Annotated in this window: 18 protein-coding genes and 3 pseudogenes; 12 read left to right on the top strand and 9 right to left on the bottom strand. The window is 54.4% G+C overall.

The features are described 5' to 3' along the window. Window positions 1–202: 202 nt before the first annotated feature. Window positions 203–880, top strand: a complete 678-nt coding sequence (gene deoC / locus JQR86_RS23060; protein WP_404629061.1) for a deoxyribose-phosphate aldolase — start codon at window positions 203–205, stop codon at window positions 878–880. A gap of 49 nt (window positions 881–929) precedes the next feature. Here deoC and JQR86_RS23055 read toward each other — a convergent pair whose 3' ends face one another. Next, window positions 930–1,946: a LacI family DNA-binding transcriptional regulator gene (locus JQR86_RS23055; protein ID WP_197873429.1), complete on the bottom strand. Its 1,017-nt coding sequence runs from the start codon at window positions 1,944–1,946 to the stop codon at window positions 930–932. Window positions 1,947–2,629: 683 nt separating this feature from the next. Between JQR86_RS23055 and JQR86_RS23050 the strand changes: the two genes are divergently transcribed. The 4 genes from JQR86_RS23050 to JQR86_RS23035 all read left to right on the top strand — a co-directional run bounded on the left by JQR86_RS23050 (window position 2,630) and on the right by JQR86_RS23035 (window position 5,773). Continuing rightward, window positions 2,630–2,869: a hypothetical protein gene (locus tag JQR86_RS23050; RefSeq protein WP_434155202.1), complete on the top strand. Its 240-nt coding sequence runs from the start codon at window positions 2,630–2,632 to the stop codon at window positions 2,867–2,869. 112 nt (window positions 2,870–2,981) lie between these two features. Beyond that, complete coding sequence (locus JQR86_RS23045) at window positions 2,982–3,206, top strand: iron chelate uptake ABC transporter family permease subunit (RefSeq protein WP_219653441.1); 225 nt, start codon at window positions 2,982–2,984, stop codon at window positions 3,204–3,206. 195 nt (window positions 3,207–3,401) lie between these two features. Further along, on the top strand, window positions 3,402–4,751 hold the full coding sequence (locus JQR86_RS23040; RefSeq protein ID WP_434155200.1) for a CobW family GTP-binding protein: 1,350 nt from the start codon (window positions 3,402–3,404) through the stop codon (window positions 4,749–4,751). Beyond that, a complete protein-coding gene (locus JQR86_RS23035; protein ID WP_434155199.1) occupies window positions 4,748–5,773 on the top strand; it encodes a WD40 repeat domain-containing protein in 1,026 nt (341 codons plus the stop codon). Before JQR86_RS23040 ends, JQR86_RS23035 begins: the two co-directional genes overlap by 4 nt. Window positions 5,774–6,107: 334 nt before the next feature. Here the strand turns inward: JQR86_RS23035 and JQR86_RS23030 are convergent, their stop codons facing one another. The 4 genes and pseudogenes from JQR86_RS23030 to JQR86_RS23015 all read right to left on the bottom strand — a co-directional run bounded on the left by JQR86_RS23030 (window position 6,108) and on the right by JQR86_RS23015 (window position 10,489). After that, window positions 6,108–6,272, bottom strand: a complete 165-nt coding sequence (locus JQR86_RS23030; protein WP_010798829.1) for a hypothetical protein — start codon at window positions 6,270–6,272, stop codon at window positions 6,108–6,110. A gap of 488 nt (window positions 6,273–6,760) precedes the next feature. Then, a pseudogene (locus JQR86_RS23025) lies at window positions 6,761–7,192 on the bottom strand (methyl-accepting chemotaxis protein); the annotation flags it as partial. Window positions 7,193–7,297: 105 nt separating this feature from the next. Next, a pseudogene (locus JQR86_RS23020) lies at window positions 7,298–7,984 on the bottom strand (PAS domain-containing protein); the annotation flags it as partial. 243 nt (window positions 7,985–8,227) lie between these two features. Beyond that, a complete protein-coding gene (locus tag JQR86_RS23015; protein WP_407363619.1) occupies window positions 8,228–10,489 on the bottom strand; it encodes a putative bifunctional diguanylate cyclase/phosphodiesterase in 2,262 nt (753 codons plus the stop codon). A 190-nt stretch (window positions 10,490–10,679) separates the two neighbouring features. On the opposite strand from JQR86_RS23015, the gene JQR86_RS23010 reads away from it, so the two are divergent. The 4 genes from JQR86_RS23010 (at window position 10,680) to JQR86_RS22995 (ending at window position 15,449) form a co-directional block, all read left to right on the top strand. Continuing rightward, window positions 10,680–10,835, top strand: a complete 156-nt coding sequence (locus JQR86_RS23010; protein WP_434155197.1) for a hypothetical protein — start codon at window positions 10,680–10,682, stop codon at window positions 10,833–10,835. A 647-nt stretch (window positions 10,836–11,482) separates the two neighbouring features. Then, window positions 11,483–12,742, top strand: coding sequence for a hypothetical protein (locus JQR86_RS23005; protein WP_312270730.1), 1,260 nt, complete (start codon window positions 11,483–11,485; stop codon window positions 12,740–12,742). A gap of 374 nt (window positions 12,743–13,116) precedes the next feature. Continuing rightward, on the top strand, window positions 13,117–13,398 hold the full coding sequence (locus JQR86_RS23000) for a hypothetical protein (protein ID WP_010798824.1): 282 nt from the start codon (window positions 13,117–13,119) through the stop codon (window positions 13,396–13,398). A 188-nt stretch (window positions 13,399–13,586) separates the two neighbouring features. Continuing rightward, window positions 13,587–15,449: a sensor domain-containing diguanylate cyclase gene (locus JQR86_RS22995; protein ID WP_434155196.1), complete on the top strand. Its 1,863-nt coding sequence runs from the start codon at window positions 13,587–13,589 to the stop codon at window positions 15,447–15,449. 78 nt (window positions 15,450–15,527) lie between these two features. On the opposite strand, the gene JQR86_RS22990 is transcribed toward JQR86_RS22995, so the two are convergent. The 3 genes from JQR86_RS22990 to JQR86_RS22980 form a co-directional block, all read right to left on the bottom strand. Next, entirely contained in the window at window positions 15,528–16,304 is a 777-nt protein-coding gene (locus JQR86_RS22990) for a hypothetical protein (RefSeq protein WP_019366715.1), read from the bottom strand. Window positions 16,305–16,602: 298 nt separating this feature from the next. Continuing rightward, window positions 16,603–16,824 carry a hypothetical protein gene (locus JQR86_RS22985; RefSeq protein WP_407363617.1) on the bottom strand — a complete coding sequence of 74 codons (222 nt, stop codon included), beginning with the start codon at window positions 16,822–16,824 and terminating at the stop codon, window positions 16,603–16,605. A gap of 143 nt (window positions 16,825–16,967) precedes the next feature. Continuing rightward, window positions 16,968–17,564 (bottom strand): NAD(P)H-binding protein, encoded by a 597-nt coding sequence (locus tag JQR86_RS22980; protein WP_434155194.1) that lies wholly within the window; start codon window positions 17,562–17,564, stop codon window positions 16,968–16,970. Between the two features lie 268 nt (window positions 17,565–17,832). Between JQR86_RS22980 and JQR86_RS22975 the strand changes: the two are divergent. From JQR86_RS22975 to gabP, 3 genes and pseudogenes are all read left to right on the top strand, one after another. Continuing rightward, a pseudogene (locus tag JQR86_RS22975) lies at window positions 17,833–18,864 on the top strand (HAMP domain-containing protein); the annotation flags it as partial. A 69-nt stretch (window positions 18,865–18,933) separates the two neighbouring features. Beyond that, a complete protein-coding gene (locus JQR86_RS22970) occupies window positions 18,934–19,722 on the top strand; it encodes a methyl-accepting chemotaxis protein (protein ID WP_372238925.1) in 789 nt (262 codons plus the stop codon). 303 nt (window positions 19,723–20,025) lie between these two features. Then, window positions 20,026–21,429 (top strand): GABA permease, encoded by a 1,404-nt coding sequence (gabP, locus tag JQR86_RS22965; RefSeq protein WP_434155193.1) that lies wholly within the window; start codon window positions 20,026–20,028, stop codon window positions 21,427–21,429. A 106-nt stretch (window positions 21,430–21,535) separates the two neighbouring features. Here gabP and JQR86_RS22960 read toward each other — a convergent pair whose 3' ends face one another. After that, window positions 21,536–22,897: an Nramp family divalent metal transporter gene (locus JQR86_RS22960; RefSeq protein WP_125889141.1), complete on the bottom strand. Its 1,362-nt coding sequence runs from the start codon at window positions 22,895–22,897 to the stop codon at window positions 21,536–21,538. Window positions 22,898–23,068: the final 171 nt, after the last annotated feature.

Below are 23,068 nucleotides of genomic sequence, written 5' to 3'. Positions count from 1 at the left end.
ACGCTGCGGCTATAGAGCGACGCCCCTGCTAGGATGTCGAACAAGCGCAGCGCCAGTCCTAGGCAACTATAGACAAGGATTATATGACTGCCCGGTCATCTTGAGAGTGAGGGGAAAAAGAGCAGCCAGCAGGCGTTTGCCTCGCAGGCCGTTTTTTATTTAACGTACGCGTCTTTAATGCGACCGCTACGGACGTAACGCCATGACTATCGAACCGGCTAGCCTTGCTCACTACATCGACCACACGTTACTGGCTGCCAATGCCTCGCGCGAACAGCTTCGGCAGCTGTGCCAAGAGGCGCAGCAGTATGGGTTTTATTCCGTATGCGTAAATTCGGCGCATGTGCCCTATGTGGCTCAATGCCTGAAAGAGACTCCGTCGCGTGTGTGCACTGTAGTGGGGTTTCCGCTTGGAGCAGGGTTAAGCGAAACCAAGGCGTTCGAGGCCGAACGTGCCATTGCAAACGGTGCTCAGGAGATCGATATGGTGCTGAATATCGGTTGGTTGAAGGATGGTTTGCTGGAAGAGGTCCGCACCGACATTGCACAGGTACTTGCTGCCTGCGGTTCCGTTCCGCTCAAAGTCATTCTAGAAACCTGCCTGCTGGATGATCTGCAGAAGGAGCAGGCTTGTGTGATCTGTCGGGAGCTGGGCGTTGCGTTTGTAAAGACGTCTACCGGCTTCAGTCATCAGGGCGCAACCCTTGAAGATGTTCGCCTGATGCGCCGGGTCGTTGGGCCTGATATGGGAGTCAAGGCTTCGGGCGGTGTTCGGGATTACGCCACCGCCGTTGCCATGATTGAGGCGGGTGCTACCCGCCTTGGTACTAGCTCTGGTGTGGCGATCGTACAAGGGGCGGGATCTGACAAGCCCTACTGACCGCTGCGTATGAGCATGTATTCCAACAGATGGCCCTATACTACCCAGTCTAGCTACTTTCCCGCACGACCAATTCAAATCCCAGGTCGATCTGGGTTGGTCCGGTACGTTCTGCCATCAGGTCCAGGAGTAACATGGCGGCTTGATGACCTACGGCTTCCCGGGGTGTCCGGATGGACGTAAGGCGCGGCACCATATGGGCCGAGGCCGGCAGATCATTGAAGCCGACCAGGGCAACCTGGCGGGGAATGGAAATACCCTGGCGCTGGGCCTGAAAGATCGCTCCGTGTGCCAGGTCATCGTTACAAAAGAAGATCCCATCCACGTCAGGATGCCGGTGCATAAGATCGGTGAACAAGGTAGCTCCCAATTCGATCGAGGAGGGCCGGACATCAAGTATCTCCAAAGCAGGATCATACATGCCGGCTTGCTGTAGGGTTTCCCGGAATCCATCGCCACGCCTTAGCGCGCGTGGATCGAGCTGGGCCGCAATATAGGCAATGCGTTGGCGGCCACGCTCAATCAGATGCCGGGCCGCCGCTGCTCCCGCAGCATATTGGGAGAAACCAGCGCTGCACGTAGCCGTATCCGCATCCAGTTCCATCATATGTACGCAAGGAACGCGACTGCCAGCCAGTAGCTGACGGGCATGCTCCGTTCTGTCAAAGCCTGTCAGCAGAATTCCCCTGGGCTGATACGCCAGATAATTGCGAATCAGGTTTTCTTCTTCTTCAGGCGAGTAGTGATAATTGCCAATCAGTACCTCCAGCCCGTGAGGTCTTAAAACCTGATGGATAGCTTCCAGACTCTCGATGAACAGCTGGTTTGACAGCGAAGGGATTAGCACCACAACGGATTGACTTTGTGCGGAGGCCAGGGTGCGGGCGGCAGGGTTGGCAACGTAACCCAGGGCACGGGCGGCCTCGCGGACTTTTTCGACCAGCTCGGGCGCAACCGTGGCAACCCCTCGCAGGGCTCGTGATGCAGTAATGGGCGAAACAGCGGCCAGTCTGGCTACTTCGGCCAGCGTAGGGCGGCCAGTGGTACGGGAACCTGTTCTGGGCATAGGTTAATCAGTGCGTTGTTGTTATGAGTCGTACATCCGGGATATAGCCGTCTAAGGTAGCGCTGTCCAAGAGGGGCTTACAAGCAAATGATTCTATCTGGACGGATAAGGCGGCTCGGGAATGCGGAAGACGAGGCAATTCTTAGCATACCTATGGTTTTGCACTATCATCAGAGCCGAAAGGATTGCGTCTCGCTGAGACAACACTCTGCCTAGGAGCTGGCAGCAGGCTTCTGAATTTTAGATCGGGCCTACACTCCTTTATTAATAATACGTCATAACGTAACTGATTCAGTTGACTTACTGGATTGCTAATCCTCTCAATTTATACCGTGGATGTATCCCATGAAGCGTGCTGCATGACATGGCAACGTTATCTTTTTATTTTTCAGTTATGGCTGCCGAGACACCGTCAACATTACCAGACGCGACGGTAGGCGCCTGGTTTTGAGTGCAACCCGGCGACAGGCTTAAAACCGAAAATGTAACAGCCCCTTGAGTAGTCTTACGCCTCCGGAGAGGCCTGCCAGCCTTTCGGTAATAGACGGGGGAGGAGGCTCATCAGATGTAAATCTATCTGTTAAGACGCTGTTTCACGGTCGCCCTTTTATTATTCATATGGGGCGGTACGGCACTGCATGAACGTTGTGGTTTTACAGAGTAACGTTTGGTCATTCAGCTCTATGACGGAGCGAGCCTTTATATCGATTACGGGACGGCCCCGTTTCCAACGGACCTGTAATCAGGTGGGCCTGATTGAGCTGCTATGGGGACTCGCCTCTCTATTTCATGGCGAAGTCGCGGCTGGTGTAGTGGACAACGTCCTGTCAAAACAGTCCCTGCAAGAGCTGATCCAAAATCATCTACGTTTGGGCTACGGCAGCTATGACCTGTGGCAGATGGCCTTTGATGGCGAAGGATAGTTGAAAGAGCAGTTCAGTTATCAGCTCAACCTTACTCAGTAAGCCAGTAATACCTGAGTAAACCAGGGTTCCCTTGCTAGCCTATATCTGTGCCTCTTTGCTTTCAGGCGTCATGGTGGTGGTCAGCAGCGCCATTGGATTTTTCAGACTAATGCTCCCACATCTGGCGAGGCGGTTTATCGGGGCCAAACATCGGCAACCTTTACCGGTGGCAGCACTACTAGGCGGGCTGTTTCTGCTATGGATTGACATGGCCGCGCATACCTTATTCACATCCGACGATCTTCCTATTGGTATCGCAACGGCTGTTCTGGGCGGCGGTTCTTTCTTATATTGAGGCAGAAACGATGAATCCAGAAAACATGAAGCCTTTGCTCGAAAGGGAGTACATGACACCTACATGTTACTCGATGAAACAGGACGTTTTTCCCGACTAGGGACACTGGATTAGCTAATTACTCTATCAAGCGCATATAGACGCTAGCTATTTGATGAGTTACGTTATCTCATAACATTATCGGTTGGGTGTTTTATGTCAGATCTACGCGTCCCTGTCACGGTGCTGACCGGCTTTCTGGGTTCAGGCAAAACGACGTTGCTCAATCACATCCTTAGCAAGCAGCATGGTATGCGTATTGCTGTGATTGAAAATGAGTTTGGCGAGATCGGCATTGATGACGCCTTGGTGGTTAATGCCGACGAGGAAGTCTTTGAGATGAATAACGGTTGTATCTGCTGCACGGTACGGGGTGACCTTATCCGGATCCTGGGCAACCTGATGAACCGGCGTGACAAGTTCGATCACATTCTGGTGGAGACCACGGGCATGGCCGATCCTGGCCCGGTGGCACAAACGTTCTTTGTTGATGACGAAATCCGAGCGCAGCTCCAACTGGACGGCATCATTACCGTCGTCGACGCTCACCATGTCGGGCTGCATCTGGAGGACAGCAGTGAGGTACGAGAGCAGATCGCTTTTGCCGATGTCATCCTGCTGAACAAGACGGACCTAGTCGAGCCCGCCAGGCTGGACGAACTGGAAACACGAATCCGCAAGATGAATTCGTTGGCTCGTATCCATCGGACCGTCAATGCCGAAGTCGACATTCCTACTGTCATGAACGTGGGCGGCTTTGATCTGGAACGGGTATTGGACCAACGGCCAGACTTTCTACAAAAGGAATATCCATTTGAGTGGGCTGGAATCTGGCATTTGCCGGCGGGCATTACCGAGCTTCGTTATGGGGCAGGACCCGATCCTTTCATTGGCGCGCTGCTGATGCCTGTCAATGGCGACAGTGAGGATGATCTGGACAGGGCTGTTGTTATTGCCGAAGGAGCCTTTGATCGAGAGGCTAAAAAGATCCGTGCAGGTACCAAGCTGATGCCTGGTCGTCAGGCCGTCAATTTGAAAGTGCCGGAAGACGATGGAGAGCAGACGGTTAATCTGCTGATTCCGGCGGCGGGATACTATGCTCTGGTAACTGAGCATGGGCCCGAAGAGTTTGGGCTGCGACTGGAGCAGTCAGGCGTTCGCCTTGAGCCGAGCAGTCAACGCGAGTTTGCCGCGTCCCATAGCCATGATGAAGAAATCAGCTCTGTTGGCATTACCTTGGAAGGGGCGCTGTCGGAGGCAAAGGTCAATCAATGGCTAGGTCCGCTACTGGCTCGGAAGGGGCAGGACATCCTACGAACCAAAGGCATTCTAAACATTGCACAGGAGAATCGCCGATTCGTCTTCCAAGCCGTTCATATGTTGCTTGATGGCGGCCCGGATCGGTTGTGGCAGCCCAATGAGAAACGCCAGAGCGAAATCGTATTCATTGGTCGTAATCTGGACCGCGAAGAGCTAATAGCAGGACTGAAAGGTTGCCTGGCATGAGCGACTCCACAGCGGTACAACGCCTGCAGAGCCTCTGGCAAGTGGAGGGTGGTGAGCACATCAACACGCTGGTCTGGTCGCCAGACAATACCCGGCTGGCGACGGCCTATGCGGACGGTTCGGTTGCGGTGTATGACACGGCTAATGGTCGCGAAGTATGGCGTCATGCGGTGCATGGGCTGGCGACCAGTGCATTAGCGTGGTCACCTGACGGTAACCTTTTGGCCAGTGGTGGGCAGCGGGGCGGTATTATCCTGTGGGAGCCCGCTACGGGCAGTAAAGTACATCAGCTGGATAGCGGACGTAGTTGGGTTGAATTCTTATGCTGGTCAGCCGAGGGCGGATTGGCTTCAGCAGCCGGCCGGCAGATCCAGCTCTGGACCGCCGAAGGCAAGCTGAAGCAAAGCTTTGGACAGACCGCCAGTACGGTCACAGGGTTGTTATGGCTGGCTGATGCTACCCTGCTCAGCAGCTGCTATGGGCTGGTCAACCAATGGTCTGCGGAGCGTGAGCAGCCCCTGCGGCACTTCCCCTGGAAAGACTCTTTGCTGAGTCTCTCGGTCAGTCCAGATCAGCGGTTCATTGCCGCCGGATGCCAGGACAATGCTATTCACCTGTGGTATCTGAAAAGCGGCGAAGATTTTCGCATGAGTGGGTACCCATCCAAGGTCAGGCATTTTGATTGGAGTGCTGACAGCCGCTACTTCGCAACAGGCGGTGCGGCATCTTTGATTATTTGGGATTGTTCAGGTGGGGGGCCACAAAGCAGCAAGCCGGTAGTACTGCCCGTACATACCAAACCAATCAGCTCTATTGTGTTCAGCCATGCAGACAGCCGCCTAGCCTCCGGTGGAGACGATGGTCTCACAGTTATTTTTGATCTGGCCCGTGGTGAACCATTGGCAGGCTTGCTGGATGAGGTGGGTGTAAGCTCCATGGCCTGGAGCGAAGATGATCAGGTCCTGGCGATTGGCTACAGTTCCGGCCGCTTGCGGTTGTGCCCGGTGCCTGTGAAGCCTTGAACGCAGCAGTGCGGTACGCCAGGGCGTGCCGCACTGCGTCGGCGGGATTACAGAATTGTTGGGTTCGGTACGTCTCCGTACACCTGTTGGGGGTCAAATGTCTTAGTGGACCCGGTAAAGCCCAGCGTATGAAGCAGTTATTTGTGAGAGTGGATAGGCAGAGTTGATCGGTATACCCAGAAACGACAAAGCCGCCCCTGGGTCAGGGGCGGCTTTGTTTGATCATCGAGCCGCTGTGTTTTCAGACTGAGCGTCTTGTCACGAGATGGAGATAAAAACAACCGGCGGGCTCTTCAGACAGGGGAGGCCTCCCCCTGTAGTCAAGCAAGGCGTATCAGGCGACTACCGTCGTGCTTTCCCGCTTGTCCCACTCTTCTTCAACTTCACAGAAACAGACATCGGCTGCAGCATGCAGACGGTCCAGTTGGGCTTCGGTCAGATTATGCAGGGGAAGCGTTTCAAGCAGCTGGATAAGCGTATCAAATTGGGTAACGTCCATCATGTCCTCGTGGGATAATCAGATCGATATGGCGTATTACCTCCTGTCAGTACGCGCGAGGCCTTCTCACAGGAGATCTGTCAATTTCAATGAGTAATTCGACTTCACAGGGCCAAGACATATCGTGTGGACTGCCGGCCGCCGTGCGCACATGGACTGCCTGATAACGACTTTAGCCGCTACCGGTTCGAGTTCCATGGGTTAGGGGCGCGCATTCTAATGATGACCGCTCGTTCCCTCTAGGGGGTTCTGCCCAATGGCACGCAAATATTTCCGTAATATTGCATTGGCGTGTAAAAAAATCTTTTGCTGGCATGGACTTAGCTGACCCAAAAAAAAATTAATTTTTTTGGGTTGCTTTTTACGTTATTGGACGAACTGTATACATTCAGCTCCAGACCAAGCTCCATAGAGCCTGGTACGGCCCAACACGCGGTCTGCAAACAGTCACCCGCAGAGCCCTTTTATCCGAGAAGGCACTGTGTGGCTTATGTTGTCAGTTGGTTGAACTGGCCCACTGCATCAACTACACGCTGGGCACCGTCCTGGATATCAACGATGACCACACCGGCTTCAGAGGCTAGCGCCAAACCCTGTTCTGCCTGGCTCTTGCCTTGAGACATGCGGGAGACGGCTTCCTGAGCCAGTGCCTGGTTCTCTTGCACGACGCCAACGATTTCTTCGGTTGCCTTGCTCGTTCGGGCTGCCAGCTGACGTACTTCATCGGCCACGACCGCGAAACCACGACCTTGCTCACCCGCGCGGGCGGCTTCAATAGCCGCATTGAGAGCCAGCAGATTAGTTTGGTCTGCAATACTACTGATTGTCTTAACGATCGAGCCGATCACGAGTGACTGCTTGTCTAGTGCTTCGATGCCTTCAGCAGCATGCTCCATCTGCTTGGACAACTGCTGCATGATATCGATGGTCTGGTTGACTACGCCAGCACCTTTTCTGGCCGCGGCATCGGTTTGTTGCGACGTGCCGTAGGCGATACCGGCCGCCTCGATGACGGCGTTTTCACGGTTGACCTGATCTGTGATGACCGTTGCGAACTTCACGACCTTGCACAGCTTGTCCTCAGCGTTGAGGATGGGGTTGTAGGAAGCTTCAAGCCAGACGATATGGCCATATTTGTCCACGCGCTTGAAGCGGCCGCTGACGAATTCGCTGCGATTGAGCTTGGCCCAAAAATCCTGATATTCAGACGAATTGTATTCGGCCGGCTCACAGAACAGGCGGTGGTGCTTTCCCTTGATTTGATCCAGCGTATAACCCATAGCACTGAGGAAGCGGTCATTGGCTGTGATTACTTCGCCGTTTAGGTTGAACTCAATGACAGCAGTTGAGCGTAACAGCGCCTTGATTAGGCTTTCGTGCTCGCGGGAGGTCTCGATCGTACGGGTCAGGTTGTTGGCGTAGATATAAAACTGGTCAACTTGACCCGAAGCATTGCGTATCGGTTGCCACAGGCAGCGTAGCCAAGCTTCTTTCCCGTCTGCCCTGAGCAGACGTACAACGCCACTGAAGTGTTCACCTTTTTGAAGCGCAACCTTCATCCGTCGATAGATATCGGTTTGCTTGATATGCACTGGAACCAGCTCGTCAATATTGCGACCGACGATCTCATGGCTTTTGTAGAGCATTTCAAGCATGAATTGCTCGTTGACCTGTTCAATCACGCCTCGTGAGTCAAGGGTAAAGCCAATCATCGATGTATCGAGGCTTTGTTTGACCTGTTGTACAACCGAGAGTCTTTCCCGCAGGGCGGCCAATTCCTGTTTGAGGCGTTTGAAGAACATGATTGATCCTTGAAGTAAGCGGCCGAAAGGGGAGGCTTGGTTCATTTATCGGCGCCCACAGGATTTAATGAAAGGCAGACGATCATTAAATATTTATGGCAGACCAGCGGCAGGATTTGACTGCTGGTCTGCCACACCTGGCAATCACTCCCTTCAGGTGCTGGCCAGCTCCGCCGCACGGACTACGTCTCGAGCCGGCAAGGGTTTAGCGAACAGATAGCCCTGATAGGTGGTGCAACCATTTTCGGCCAGCAGCTGGCGCTGTGCTTCACTTTCCACACCCTCTGCTACGATATCGAGGCCAAAGGTCGTAGCCAGACCGGAAATGGCCTGGATGATGGCAACACTCTCCGACCCTGGCAGCCGTTGCACAAAGCTCTGGTCGATCTTGACCTGATCGATGGGCAGCTTCTGCAGATAGTTGAGTGATGAGTACCCGGTACCGAAGTCATCCAGGGCGAAGCGAACACCTTGTCCTCTAAGTGTTTCGATATGCGAACAGGCCTGGTCGAGGTCCAGTATCAGAGTTGCCTCGGTCAGCTCGATTTTGATCTGGGCAGGGTCGATATGCTTGTGTTTCAAGACGTCCATGACCTCAGTGGCAAAACTGGATTGCCGTAGATGGGACGCGCAGACATTGACCGAAACCGGTAGGTGGGCGAGAGAAGGCTCTTTTGACCAGGCAAGCAACTGCGAGCACACCTCATCGAGCAGCCAGCGGTCCAGTTCGGTAAGTAATCCTGTGTTGCTTGCGACTTCCAGAAAGGCGGCAGGGCCTACCAGGCCCCAATCCGGATGCTGCCAGCGCAGAAGCGCTTCAAGGCCGATAAGCCCTTTCTGATCGCTCCACTGAAGCTGATAGTAAACGCGGAATTCATTGTCGAGCAGCCCTTGCCGGATCTGTTGCTCCAGTTGCAGGCGGGCAGCAATGCTGCTTTGCATGCTCGGATCGTAAAAGCGAATGGCATTCTTGCCGTGGCTCTTGGCTGAATACATAGAGATGTCGGCCTGCTGAAGCAAGTCGTGGCTTGCACTTCTGCTGTCAAACAACACAATGCCTACGCTACCGCTAATAGTCTGATTACCTTGTTCGAATTCGAAAGGACGCTCCAGGGCCGACAGCACCTGCTGGCCGATGTGACTTGCCTGGTGCGCGGCAGCTTGCTCGTCTTCCGACAAGCCTTCCAGCAGGATGACAAACTCGTCTCCTCCCAGACGAGCCACGGTATCAGTTACCCGCACGATCTGTTTCAGACGGTGTGCTGCTTCCTTGAGGACGGTATCGCCGGCATCGTGGCCATACAGATCATTGATGTTTTTGAAGTTATCCAGATCGATGAATAGCAGGGCGCCGCTGTGTCCGTGTCGCTGGCAGGCAAGCTGGGCCGTTTTGAGCCGCTCCAGGAAAAAGCGCCGATTGGGAAGTTCGGTCAGGGTGTCGTAAAACGCCAGCCGACGGATCTGCTCTTCGTACTCATGCCTGGCCGTGACATCACGAGTTACCATGACGATCGCCTGCTTATGTTCTGCATCCGAAGCGATCGCCTGGGCCTTGCCCTCGAAATAGCGTTCCCCCGAAGGAGAGCTGAGCTGGTATTCCAGGGTGAGAGGTGTCGGGCTTTTCAGGACCTTTCTGACCCAGGTGGTCAGGTAGTTCGCCTGGGTATAAGGCAGCACATCCTGCAATCGCTGGCCCACCTTCGCCAAGTGCTCATTGATCTTCTTGGCATCATGGGAGGACGAGACGACCTCCTGAAAGCGACCGTCCTGATCGATAACCAGCAGGATGTCAGGAATCGCCTGGGTAATGGCGCTCAGCCGGGCTTCGCTTCGCGCCAGAGCCTGTTCAGCCTGATTGCGTTTTTCCTGGTCACGAAACAGAAGCCAGACGAGCAGGCCTGTAGGGGGCATCGTCAGCATCATGGCCAGCATGGTACGTTGAGCCGCTTGGCCGAAAGGGCCATATACGAGGGTAAGCGTGAGCAGGGCGAGGGCATGTACCGCACCGCCCAGCAATAGCACCTGAAGAGGGCCTTGTCTGATCCAGCCTCGGTGGTAGGCCATGCGATAAGCGAGACCTAACGCCACCGCCATGAAGGCATTCAATACGCCGGGGTAGGCCCCTACGCCGCCTAGCCAGAACCGATACAGTGCCGTCATTGCTGCTGCAATACTGGCAACCAGGGGGCCTGCCATCAGGGCGGTCACCGACAGTATGGCCAGCCGCGCATCTACAAAGATCCCGAGGCCAATCGGTACGGGATGTATCATGACGGCAATACAGATCAGGCCCGTTGCACATCCAACAATCAGTTCCGATGACAGTACCTTGTGTGGCCAGGTACGCCAGAGGTAGTCCCGTAGCCAGCAGAGCGCCAGAAGTAGAGCAGCATTAGAAAGAAAATCCACAAACATGGCGACCTTGGTCTCCTTCGCCTAGGCGCAATTCCGTACTGGCATTCAGATAGACGTCTGAGTCAAAATTGCTAGATAAATGCGGCCCAATCGTCGGATAGCAGCGATCTGAGCCCGTTATTCGGGACGTTTGTCAATGGCAAGCGCTGAAATAGAACAGCGCAGCGGTTTGAGTACAGGTTTAACAGGAATGTTCATTGCAGCAGGGATGTTAATCGTAGCGCTTGTGCTAGGGCACATGGGGCGCAGCTATAAGGCGACACGTACTGTTCGCCTTGATCGGCCTCTGGCCTATATCGGACTGTTTGCCTTTATTCTTGCAAGCGCTGTAGTGTTCTTTGGCTAATGTCCGCCAGTTTCCTACCGACACCATCAGGCTCGACATGCCTATCGTCAAGCGGCTGGCAATGTCCCTTATTTGAGCAGCCTCGCATCCATCGTTTCGCCATGTCATGCCCAGGGTAAGCTGGTCATGACCGAGGATGTCGACACGGAGGAAAAGCTCAACGCTGCCATTCAGGGTTAACTTGTGTCACCGCCACTACTGTTGAATGAACTCGCCGCCTGGCATTACAGGCACGATATTCTGCTCTATTACGTATAGGGCTCTTCCGTAGCGCCCTGTATCTGCTGGGCGCAGTATCTTCTCGCTTCCTCTCAGCCCTAAGTGTTAGCGACTTCTCCCTTTATGCATTGCCTTGATGGCTTTCATTGCGCCCTATTGAACTCTTTTAGATCCTGGAGTCCGACTGTTGGCATCAAGGTATGTCAAGTAAATTTAAGTTTTTTGTATGTACAAATGTAACCATTTGATGCTGTAAGTCGATCGGTTGCGTTCGCGCTTTTGACCAGTGACTTCAGTAGCAAGTGTGTCCACATGGCGTGAGCGCGGTAGGTTGTTGGTGTTTCAGAGTGGTGCAATCAAGGATTGCGTATCGGTTGTGTAGCCGCATCAGGCGGCACGTCATGTCCAGGTAATAGGACGGGTAGTCAATGAAGAAAGTAAGTACAAATACGTTGTACTGTGGTTTGTTGGGGTTGGCGTTTGTGCTGCATTTCGGGCTGCTTGAGCAGAATCCCCAGAACCCTATTGGTATTAAATACTTGACAGAGCTTTATCTGGCCGCCTGTTTGGGTTTCAGCGCCATGTTTCTGGTGGGAACCGTTGGAGCTGAACGAAAGGATTATAGTGTTGCGTTCCTGTTCTGTCTGTTTTCGGCTTTTACCTTTACCTTCCTCCCGGCGCTGTTTGCCGAGCTCTTTTATGGTCAGCCGCTGGTCTATGGGGTAATCGAAGAACGCAGGGTGCTGCTCTGCTTTAGTGTCATTCCCTTGTTGTACCTGGCCAAACGTGTGTCGGCGGCACAGTTTGAAAATTGCATTCTGATCGTGGCGCTAGGGGCTGTTGTCCTGTCCTGGCTGTGCTATTTCGAGGTGTTGCCAGATTTGCGAGATGGGATGGACCTGGACCTCAGCCGACCGGGCCGTGCCTCGACCGGGGCGTTTGCCCTGATCATTGGCTACTGCCTGAGCATCTACTTCTGGGGCAAAGGAAAATCACCTATCGACGGCAGCCCTCGCTCCAGTCTTCGCTATGGACTGTTGGCGCTCGTTTACCTTGCGACACTGGTGTTCGTCACACAGACCCGGCAGGTCATTCTCTTGTGCATCATCTTTACGTTCCTGTGCCTGCGGGTTAAGTCCGTGAAGCTGGCGGTGATTGGCGGCTTGCTCGTTTCCCCCTTCGTTATCGACCCTGACCTGCTCGAGCTTTTCGGGGTTAATATCGATTTCTACATGCAATCTGCCCAGAACGGCGCTACGGATAATGTGCGCGAGGCTACCATCGCCCAGATCATGGATCATCTGCATGAGTACAACTGGGTACCCAGCGGTAGTCTGAGCCTGATGTGGAATGATGGTTTCAAGCACTACTTCAGTTACTACTTCTTCCTTTCCGATGTAGGTGTGATCGGTACGCTGTTCCGCTTTGGTTTTCTAACCATCGCGATCATTCCGGTCAGCTTCCTGGTGTATTTCAAAGTGGCCAAGCGGCTGAACCCCAGTCTGGATTTTACCTTGGCTGTGTTCCTGGCCCATCTTTCTATCTGGCCTTTGCAAGGTATCTTCGAATATCAGGAGGGTATGACTGCCTTGTTATTTGTTTTCCAGGCGCTTAAAACGTTTCATAGCCAGATGCCCAACGAATCGCTGTCCAATCATCCCGAGCGGGAGCCTTATCAGTTGGCCTGAACCGCATCTGACATTAAAACGGCCCGTGGAGGGCCGTTTTTTTACCTACCAGCCTGCGTATCCCGAGCTGGAAATATCAGGCAATGCGTGCATGAATGCATGAAAAAGATAAACCGATACACCAGTACATGCTAAAGGTACTAGCCGTTCAGTCTATTGTTGTCATGCCGTCACCTCTGCTGCTCCATTTATCCAGTAGCGCTCACTGCTGATTACGATGATGGCTGCGCGCCATTATACTTGTTGCGATACATCAGGTAGTGCAAGCAGAGCGGCAGTGTTCAGTTATATCGAGTGGAAACGTTTTCGTTCCTTGTAGTCGAAGTGTCATCTAGACATCAGCTGGCGGTTCGACTGGGTAGGGGCAGACATCCATGATCTTGACCGAATTCGATTGCTATCAACTGCAAAACCGGCTGGACAATATTTGCGGTGCCCGACTGCCGGCCGCCAATATCGATAGCTTCTACTTCTTTCTGGACGCTTTGCGTACCGCCCGGAATGTATCTGAACTGGAGCTGGCCGCTGCCAAGATTGACGGTTTCATGATTGCGCTGGAAGGGGCCGGGCTTGTCAGTGGAACATCCGCCATGTTGATCGGCGGTTTTGTTTCTCGGGTACAGGCACACCGTTTGGAAAGGTTGGGTGTTGAATGAGCCGCCGTTAAGTAGCTGGCTGGTAACCGGCTCATTATGGAGCCAGATAGTGACAAGCCACTCGTAAGGCTGACGATCTGCTTTATTCTTGATGATGTATGACAGGTTCTTCGATGGGCGCTTTGCTTTTTGTATTACACGCTTGCCTTCGAAGGCTGTCCTGTTCAGCAGGTATTACGTCGTTCGCCGTGGTGCTGATCGCTTGCTTCACGTTGGCAGCAGAAGCACCTGCTGCACCAGGACGCGTATTGGTTCTGGATAACCAGAATAACTATCCTGCAGGCTACCAGACGGACTATCTGTTGCACCCCTTCGCCGAGACATTCGAGGCTATTCGCTACGCTGTACCTGATAGCGCGTGGCAGCCGAACGTAAAGGCATTAATCAGCCTTGGGTATCAGCAGGACGGTAGCTGGATCCGATTAAGGCTGCAAAACCCCTCGTCCGAGGTTCGCCGATGGTTACTGGTGGCCGAAACCCCTCTGATCGATCAGCTTGAGCTGCGCCTGTTCGATCCTGTTCTGGAGCGGTGGTCTTCAGTCGAATCGCTGGGTAATCGCATACCCTTGAGTAGGCAAGCCACCCGCGGCCCTTATCCGGTCGCTACGCTTGACTTGCCGCCCAATCAGGCCATGGTTCTGTACGGTCGCATGCGTGCGAGCCAGCCGCTGACCATTCCGATGGAGATCATGTCTCCTGCCGCGTATGAACGCATCTATACACAAACAGCCCTGAGCCTGAGCGCCTTTCTGGGCGCAGCAGTAATCATGCTGGCTTACAACCTATCACTCTATGTCTTCATACGGGACCGGGCCTATCTCTGGTATAGCGGTTATCTCGCTGGTGCCATTTTCTATATGGTCTGTGCGACCGGCTTTGGACGGTTGTATCTGTGGCCAGAATGGACCGAACTGGCAGTGCGTGCCACCGTTCTGTCCATTTCGCTTTGCATGGCCGGTGCCGCCCAGTTCATCAAGCACTTTCTTCAGTTATCCAGCCACAGCCGCTTCTTTTCAGTCTTGTGTAAAAGCTTTCTGATCTATTGGCTTGGCGCCTCGCTGATTATCGCGATCGACCCTGCGTTCATTCCGTTTCTCGGTATCGATGTCATGGTCTTTCTCAGCTGCCTCACGGGGCTATGGGTTGGCCTTGCCTTGTGGTGGCGAGGCCATGTATCGGCCCGTTATTTCACTATCGCCTGGATAGTGCTCAATCTAGCCACCTTATATATGACGCTGGTCATGTCCGGCTTGAGCAAAGGGTGGGTCAATCCGTTGTATGTCCAGATGCTTGGGTTCGCGCTTGAGTTCCTGTTGCTGTCGATGGCCTTGGCCGAGCGGATAAACCGTGAGCGTGCAGCACGAATACAGGCAAAGCAGGAGGCCATAAGAACCAGCGAGCATCTGGCACGAGAGCGGTTGGCAACCTTGCAGGCACAAGAGAAACTATTGATTTTTCAGCAGGAAACCAACGAAGCACTCGAGCGGCGGGTGAAGGAGCGGACCCTGGCCCTGGAGGAGGCAAACCTTCAGCTGTCACGCCTGAGCCGACTGGATGCCCTGACCCAGTTACAGAACCGAAGTGCTTTTGAAGAAAACTTTACCGCCTCGCTTGCACAGGCCCTGGCAACTGGGCAAATGCTGAGTGTTGTCATGATCGATATCGATTACTTCAAGCAAATTAACGATACCTATGGTCATTCGACAGGTGACGAGTGTCTGGTCAAGGTTGGGCAGGTATTGCTGAATCATACCCAGGAGGCAGGCGATCATGCAGCGCGTTTTGGTGGAGAAGAGTTCATTCTACTCTTCATGAATCGCACCCCGACTGAAATGGCGACGCTTGTTGAACGTATTCGACTCGACATGGCCTCCCTCGGCATCAAAACGGACAGCGGAACGCTGCGTTTTACAGTAAGTATTGGCGTTGAATGCCGCTCTCCTCGACCAGACGATACGCGTGTCGACTATTCCAGAGCGGCTGACACAGCGCTTTACCAGGCCAAGGCCGCAGGACGTAACCAGTCCTGTTTTGCCATTACTGTCCATTAGTCAGTACAGCTCTCCTGTAACAGGCCAGCCTGCAAGAGACTGGCCTGCGGTATGCGCGATCAGTAGATGACCAAGCGCTTACCAGCCGCGTACATCGGGAGCCAGCTTACCGACGGCCTGGTGAGCCGCCTGGTGCAGCTCCGGTGCGGATGTCTTATCCGACGCGAGGATATTGGCCTCTTCTGCGCTGGGCTGAAGAGGCTTCTGACGGAATAGCAAGGTGTAGAAGGAGGCGGCGCAGGCATACCCGCCTGAGAAAGAGGCATGGCGCCCGTCAGCAATGTACAGCTTGGCCACTGAATCGCTTGCAAACGTACCCTTCCAGGACTCACCGCAAGGGGAGAGCTGGGCGCCCATCTTGCGCGCCAGGCTCACGTACTCTTTATAGATTTGTGGTTGCTTACCCTGTTGATTCTCGTTGGCCCAGGTTTCGAACAGAATCGGCTTGGCATGATGGGCACGGATCAGATCGTTGAATTTCAGCGCATATTCTTCCAGCCGTTCTGGCTGAAGCAATGGCCGAGCGGCGTGCTCCTGCAGGACAACATAGTCATAGGTGTTGCTTGCCAGCTTGCTTTGTACCGCTCCACTGTTCCAGTGCTGCTCAAGGGTATATGAGGGTTTGGCAATCGAGTCCGCCTCGATGGTGCAAGACGATGATGCGCTGTCGTGGGCGCGTGACGCCATTCCCATCAGGGTGGTCGTTAAACTGTTCGCATAGGTGTAGCTGTTACCAACGAACAACATGCGAATGGTGCACGAAGAAGCCTCAGAACTCTGAGCAGCAGCGGCGTAATGTGCGCTGGCGATGCATCCAGCAAAGAGTGTGGCAAGCTTCAGGGAACGGGTGAACAAGACCCTATCCTCCATATATTTATGAGAGTTAAACAACAGGTGTGGGCTGCAAACGGCATCCTGGTGCGTTTGCGGGGGCGCATTGTGCGAGGAGGAGGCGGTATTTATAAGGAGTGACTGTGCGGGGAGTCACGTACTGCTATTTGGAACAAGCGAAACGGCGAACGTGTGCAAAGTTCAGGGAAATAAAATCTCCCAAGATTTCGATGATGATGGCTATTTAATAGCTAAATAATAGCTAAAATCAAGAATAAATAGTCTTATTTGCCTGATAAGAGCAATTTTTTAAGAGCGAGGCTTAGCTCGCTTGTGAGCCCTGCTGAGGCTCAACGACATCCTCATCGATATACCGGCCAGCTTTTTCCTGTTCCAGAAATGCCGCGTACTGATCCTCCGTGATCAGGTTTTCCAGCAGCAGTTGCCAGGCATAGGATTCAGCCGCCTTCTTGTTCCAGCGAATCTCTTCCAAGCTGTCCGGGTTTTTGATGCAGCGGATATAACGCTTCCAGTACGCGTCCATGGTGACTCCTGCTTCCTGCTCATGGGTAACGGGGCGCGTGGTATATCACAACTGATGGATTTGTGAAGCGGTGCGTATAAGAAGTGTCCAGCTTTCTGTTTGATAGAGGCGGCCATGCTGCCTCAGGCCAGCGAACGAGCCGGTCAGGGATCAAGGTTCAGCTGGCGACCGCTATGCCCGGGTTTTTCAAGTACATCGGCGACCTCGGCGGCGAGATGAAGAAGCTCATAATCTTCTTCGAGACTGGTCGAGTCGTCGGATTCCCGTTCATCCAGAATGGGACAGTTGACCAGCGTCCAGTGAAGCGGGCTGGTATCGAGCCGCTCGTGAATCTTCTGGCAGACACGTCGCCAGCGAGGGTCGACATCCTCATCTTCCAGCGCAGCGAAATCACCCACTAGCATGAGCTGGGATACCTTGCCTTTGCGTAGGCCGCTGATGAGTGCAGCCACAGCATCGATCAGGTAGTTGGGATCTTCGACCTCAATTACTACGCGAGGCGGTTCCAGTACCGCGACGACTGCCTTCATTCCTGCCACCCCCTGGCTGACCTTATAGGCGCTGAACATATGGCCAGGAGTCGATTGGGGATAGGGGCGGGGCGGTAATGCCTTGAGATCCGCCTGTAGCGGCACGGCCTTATGTTCGCGATTAAGCAACTCGTTGATCAACGCCTGGCCCAGCGGGCTCTGCGCGCCGTAGACCGCGACCTTGAGCGCTCGTGCTGCTGCATACGTCATGAGAACCTCGCCTCTGTCAATCCTAGATGACTGACCGGACGGAGCGCCCAAGGTTCTGCCGCGACCGTACCGGCCATCCCACTGCTTAGGCTACATCGGCCGAGTCGTCATAGGCTTTAAGAAAACAGTAGGCCAATCCTCGTCGCTCTGTAGAAAAATATTATCGCGCCGCTGAAGACCGCACGTGACTGGCCGATAGCCTCTATAGCCAAACAGAAATCTGTTAGCCAGACCTTATATATCCCCACCTTCAGTAGGGCCGAGTCGTATGCTCAGTAGAATAAAGTTCAGCCACAAGATCCTGGCAACGGCCTCGGTAGTGCTGATTGCTGCCTTCTCGTTGTTCATGACGTACAACGATTATCTGCAACGTACGGCAATCACCCGGGACCTGACCGTTCGCCTCAATGAACTGGGCACCAGTGCCTCCAGCAATATTGCCAACTGGGTAAGTGGGCGTATCACGCTGCTTGAAGGAGAGGCGCAGGCGGTACAGCGTAATCTTGCCCCTCAGGCATTCACTGCAGTGCTGGAGCAGAAAGCATATACCTCAAGCTTTGACCTGACCTATCTGGGGCAGGCGGACGGTACGTTTACAGTTCGACCCTCTATCAGTATGCCTGCCGGCTATGACCCGAGAACACGCCCCTGGTATCAGGGCGCCCAAACCAAAGCCGGTTCGATTCTGACCGAGCCTTATGTAGATGCCGCTTCGGGCGGATTGATCATGAGCCTTGCCACACCCGTCATGCATGAGGGGCAACTGGCGGGTGTTCTGGGAGGCGATCTGAGTCTGCAGACGATGGTGGGTATCGTCAATTCGCTCGACCTGGGCGGTATCGGTCATGCGATTCTGGTGAATAGCGAAGGCAAGGTACTGGTCAGCCCCAGAAAAGAGGAGGTGATGAAAAACCTCGCTGAGCTGTTTCCCGCCGGTGCGCCTGCACTGGATGGCGCGCTCAAGCGGGTCGAGCTGGACGGCAAACCTCAGCTTATGGTCTTCAAGCCGGTCACCGGTCTGCCATCGGTCAACTGGTATCTGGGCCTGATGGTTGACGAAGAGAAAGCCTACGCCCCGCTCAAGGAGTTCAGAACCTCGGCCGTGCTGGCCATGGTGATTGGCGTTGTGCTGATCATGCTGCTCCTGGGTGTGCTGATCCGTGTGCTGATGCGTCCGCTCACGACCATGAGCCAGGCGATGCAGGACATCGCACAAGGAGAGGGCGACCTGACCCGGCGTCTGGCCATCAATAGCCAGGACGAGTTTGGTGTGCTGGCCGCTGCCTTCAACCGCTTTGTCGAGCGTATCCATGGCTCGATCAGCGAAGTATCGGCCAGTACCCGCCAGCTCAACGAGGTCTCCCGTCAGGTGCTGGCGGCCTCCAACTCCTCGCTACACAACTCGGACAATCAGGCCGGACGTACCGGAAGCGTGGCGGCAGCCATCAACCAGTTGGGCGCCGCTACACAGGAGATTGCCCGCAACGCTGCCGATGCGTCCGTACAGGCTACCAGTGCCCGGCAGCAGGCCGAGGAGGGTCGCCGCGTACTGGGCCAGACCCTGACGGCGATGGAAACCCTGTCCGCCAACATCAGCGCCTCCTGCGGCCGTATTGATGAGCTGAACCAGAAGACCACCCGCATCGGACATATCCTGGAAGTGATCCAGGGCATTTCCGAGCAGACCAACCTGCTGGCGCTCAACGCTGCGATCGAAGCTGCACGGGCAGGCGATGCTGGGCGTGGTTTTGCGGTGGTAGCGGACGAGGTGCGTGGTCTGGCACATCGTACCCAGAGTTCGGCCCGAGAGATCCAGAGCATGATTCAGGAGCTGCAAACCGGGGCGAGCGAAGCGGTTTCCACCATGACCGAAAGTCAGCGCTTCAGCGAGGACAGCATGACCATCGCGCAAAAGGCCAACGAGCGGTTGGGCTCGGTAGCCGAGCGCATTACCGATATCGATGGCATGACCCAATCGGTGGCGGCCGCTACGGAAGAGCAGAGCGCGGTGGTGGAGTCGCTTAATGTCGACATTACCGAGATCAACTCGCTCAACCAGCAGGGCGTGGAAAACCTGAACGCGACCCTGGGCGCTTGCCATGCCCTGGAGCAACAGGCCAATCGCCTCGATCAGCTCGTTTCAAGTTTCAGAATCTGACTTGGGAAAAGCCTCGCCATTAAGACGAGGCTTTCTTTAGTTGTCTTGCAAAGGTGCAACCAGGGTGCTACCAATCTATGCACCTTTTTGATGCGGGTTGCACACATTGTTACCGTTATAAGCACAATTAAAGTGCGAGCTATTCATATGGGTGAAACCATTCAGCAAGCCTATAGCAAGGAATAAGCTTAAAAATTGTGCACATTGGTGGAAGTTCGCTCCAATTTATGGCGTTTAGCAAAGGTGTTTGGTAGCTGGCTCATATATTGCTGCTGAAAGGTTTTTCCGCTTTAGGTAGCACCTATGAGCCAAGTACATAATGAAAAAAGCCTTTCACCCGCTCTAAAACCCCGCCATGTCACTATGCTTTCAATCGCTGGGGTAATCGGTGCCGGTTTATTTGTAGGATCCGGCCACGCCATTGCCGCTGCAGGTCCCGCTGTTCTGCTGGCCTATGCACTGGCAGGCACCCTTGTCGTACTGGTTATGCGCATGTTGGGCGAGATGGCAGTGGCCTCGCCGGACACGGGTTCTTTTTCTTCTTACGCGCAACGCGGCATTGGACGTTGGGCAGGGTTCACAATCGGTTGGTTGTACTGGTGGTTCTGGGTATTGGTTATCCCCCTCGAAGCCGTTGCGGCAGCGTCCATTCTGAACTCCTGGTTCCCTGTAGTGGCTACGTGGCAATTTGCACTGGCTATTACTGCGCTTCTTACCGTTACCAATCTATTTAGTGTTGCCAAATACGGTGAGTTCGAGTTCTGGTTCGCGCTGCTCAAGGTTATGGCTATTGTTGCGTTCATTGCGCTGGGTGCATTTGCGTTGGCCGGTGGGCTGCCAGGACGGGAGGTCAGCGGCCTGGGACGCCTGATGGAAATGACCGGTGGGTTTATGCCCCATGGCTTTGGCGCAGTGCTGGGTGCCTTGCTTACGACAATGTTCAGCTTCATGGGCACCGAGATCGTGACCATTGCTGCGGCCGAGTCCAAGAATCCTTCCAAACAAATCAGCAAGGCGACTAACTCGGTTATCTGGCGTATTGCACTGTTCTATCTGGTATCGATTTTCCTGGTTGTTTCTATGGTTCCGTGGAATGACCCCCAACTGCCTATCGTGGGTTCGTATCAGCGTGCGCTTGAGGTGATGTCCATCCCGCACGCCAAGCTGATCGTGGATGTTGTGGTGCTGGTGGCAGTAGCCAGTTGTCTGAACTCGGCCCTGTATACCGCCTCACGCATGCTGTTCTCGCTGAGCCGTCGTGGCGATGCACCTGCAATGACAGGGCGTGTCTCGGCAAACGGCGTCCCCCGCTCGGCTGTATTGGCCAGCACGGCCGTAGGCTTTATGAGTACCATTGCAAACTACACTATGCCTGAAGCCGTCTTTGGCTTCCTGCTGGCAACCTCCGGCGCTGTTGCCTTGCTGGTTTATCTGGTCATCGCCATTTCCCAGCTGCGTCTGCGTCACAAGTTGGAAGCTCATGGCGAGGCGATCGAGTTTCGCATGTGGCTGTTCCCCTACCTGACCTGGGCAGTTATTGTTTTCATCGTTGGCGCATTGACCGTCATGCTGTTCAGCGAGGCGCACCGTATGGAAATCATGGCAACCGGCCTGCTGGCCCTGATCGTGGTCGCCATCGGTAATCTGGTGGGCAAGCGCCATGTGGCGGCCAACCGGGTACCTGCCGCTGTCGTTCAGGGACGCTGAAGGACGCTCAATAAAAACATCTGATACAAAAAAGCCAGGATCGGAGACGGTCCTGGCTTTTTTGTATGCAGCCTGGCGTATTACCCGGCCGCTGCTCGCCGTAAAGCTAGAAGATGCCGCCTCCCTGGCCGGTAAGTACATCGAAGAGCAGCTTGATGTTCAACGCAACGATCAGCAGGGCGATAAACCATGCCAGTGCCGCCACGCTACGACTAATGGCAAAACTGCCCATTAGTGTGCGATTTGATACGAACCGTACCAGCGGTATCACTGCAAATGGCAACTGCATGGATAAAACAACTTGACTCAGGACCAGCAGTTTTGCCGTGCCGCTTTCCCCGTACAGGATGGTAACCGCCACGACTGGAATGATGGCCAGCCCACGAGTAATCAGGCGACGTGCCCAGTCTGGCAGACGTAGGTTGAGAAAGCCTTCCATGACAATCTGGCCCGCCAGGGTGGCCGTCACAGTGGAGTTGATCCCTGAAGCCAATAGCGCTACCGCAAACAGTATCGAGGCGATACCTACGCCCAGCATCGGTGATAACAGGTGGTACGCCTGATCGATTTCTTCGACGTCTGTACGACCTGCCTGATGAAAGACAGCCGCTGCTGTAATCAGAATGGCCGCATTGACGAACAGGGCCAGCATAAGGGCGATGGTACTGTCCGTTACCGCCCAACGAATACCCTGACGGCGACCTTCTTCCGTACGGGGGTAGGCACGCGTCTGCACGATGGAGGAGTGCAGATACAGATTGTGCGGCATCACGGTCGCACCGATGATACCGATGGCCAGGTAAAGGGCTTCTGGATTCATCACCACTTCTGCCTGGGGCAAAAAGCCTTGGAGAATCTCGCCCACGGCGGGTTGTGCGAGCATCATCTGAACGCCAAAGCAGGCAAAGATAATGGTCAAAAGGGCGATGACAAAGGCTTCCAGCCAGCGGAAACCACGGCGCATCAAAAGCAGAATGATGAAGACATCGGCGGCGGTAATGATGGCGCCCCAGACCAAAGGAATGCCAAACAATAGATTCAAGGCAATGGCGGTGCCAATTACCTCAGCCAGATCGCAGGCAATGATTGCTACCTCGCAGGCGATCCAGAGAAGGAAATTGACTGGCCTGGAGTATTGATGGCGGCAGGCCTGCGCAAGATCCAACCCCGATGCGATACCCAGCCGCGCTGCCAGCGACTGGAGCAGAATAGCCATGAGGTTGGACAGCAGGATCACTGACAGCAGCATATAGCCAAACTTGGAGCCGCCCGCGAGGTCGGTTGCCCAGTTGCCCGGATCCATATAGCCCACGGCTACCATGTAGCCAGGGCCAATAAAAGCCATGAGACGACGCAGCCAGTGCCCGGTTGCAGGAACAGGCACGCTGGCGTTCATTCGTCCCAGGCTGGGGCGCGGTTCTTCCCTGTCACCCCAGGAAAGTGCTGCATAAGTGGCCGACTCTTTCATGTAATGAACGCTCGCAAGGATTGTACAACGTAATACATATGAAACTTAGCCTAGGCTAAGTTTCCAAGCACGGGCAATAAAACTTATCTATTTCAAGGATTGACGGTTAAACATTTTGGCGTTGCAGAGGGGATCGGTCAGAATAGGGCGGCCCTATCCGTGTGTATCGGG

Source organism: Pseudomonas sp. JZ134 (genome assembly GCF_051027695.1).
GTDB lineage: Bacteria > Pseudomonadota > Gammaproteobacteria > Pseudomonadales > Pseudomonadaceae > Chryseomonas > Chryseomonas luteola.
This window is presented reverse-complemented; position numbering and strand designations above follow the sequence as displayed.

Coding starts and splice junctions, on each gene's coding strand:
- JQR86_RS23030 (WP_010798829.1), bottom strand. CDS start 6,272: ATGGACGTTACCCAATTTGATACGCTTATCCAGCTGCTTGAAACGCTT.
- deoC (WP_404629061.1), top strand. CDS start 203: ATGACTATCGAACCGGCTAGCCTTGCTCACTACATCGACCACACGTTA.
- gabP (WP_434155193.1), top strand. CDS start 20,026: ATGAGCCAAGTACATAATGAAAAAAGCCTTTCACCCGCTCTAAAACCC.
- JQR86_RS23050 (WP_434155202.1), top strand. CDS start 2,630: ATGACGGAGCGAGCCTTTATATCGATTACGGGACGGCCCCGTTTCCAA.
- JQR86_RS22960 (WP_125889141.1), bottom strand. CDS start 22,897: ATGAAAGAGTCGGCCACTTATGCAGCACTTTCCTGGGGTGACAGGGAA.
- JQR86_RS23000 (WP_010798824.1), top strand. CDS start 13,117: ATGATCTTGACCGAATTCGATTGCTATCAACTGCAAAACCGGCTGGAC.
- JQR86_RS23005 (WP_312270730.1), top strand. CDS start 11,483: ATGAAGAAAGTAAGTACAAATACGTTGTACTGTGGTTTGTTGGGGTTG.
- JQR86_RS23040 (WP_434155200.1), top strand. CDS start 3,402: ATGTCAGATCTACGCGTCCCTGTCACGGTGCTGACCGGCTTTCTGGGT.
- JQR86_RS23045 (WP_219653441.1), top strand. CDS start 2,982: ATGGTGGTGGTCAGCAGCGCCATTGGATTTTTCAGACTAATGCTCCCA.
- JQR86_RS23055 (WP_197873429.1), bottom strand. CDS start 1,946: ATGCCCAGAACAGGTTCCCGTACCACTGGCCGCCCTACGCTGGCCGAA.
- JQR86_RS22985 (WP_407363617.1), bottom strand. CDS start 16,824: ATGGACGCGTACTGGAAGCGTTATATCCGCTGCATCAAAAACCCGGAC.
- JQR86_RS22980 (WP_434155194.1), bottom strand. CDS start 17,564: ATGACGTATGCAGCAGCACGAGCGCTCAAGGTCGCGGTCTACGGCGCG.
- JQR86_RS23015 (WP_407363619.1), bottom strand. CDS start 10,489: ATGTTTGTGGATTTTCTTTCTAATGCTGCTCTACTTCTGGCGCTCTGC.
- JQR86_RS23035 (WP_434155199.1), top strand. CDS start 4,748: ATGAGCGACTCCACAGCGGTACAACGCCTGCAGAGCCTCTGGCAAGTG.
- JQR86_RS23010 (WP_434155197.1), top strand. CDS start 10,680: ATGTTCATTGCAGCAGGGATGTTAATCGTAGCGCTTGTGCTAGGGCAC.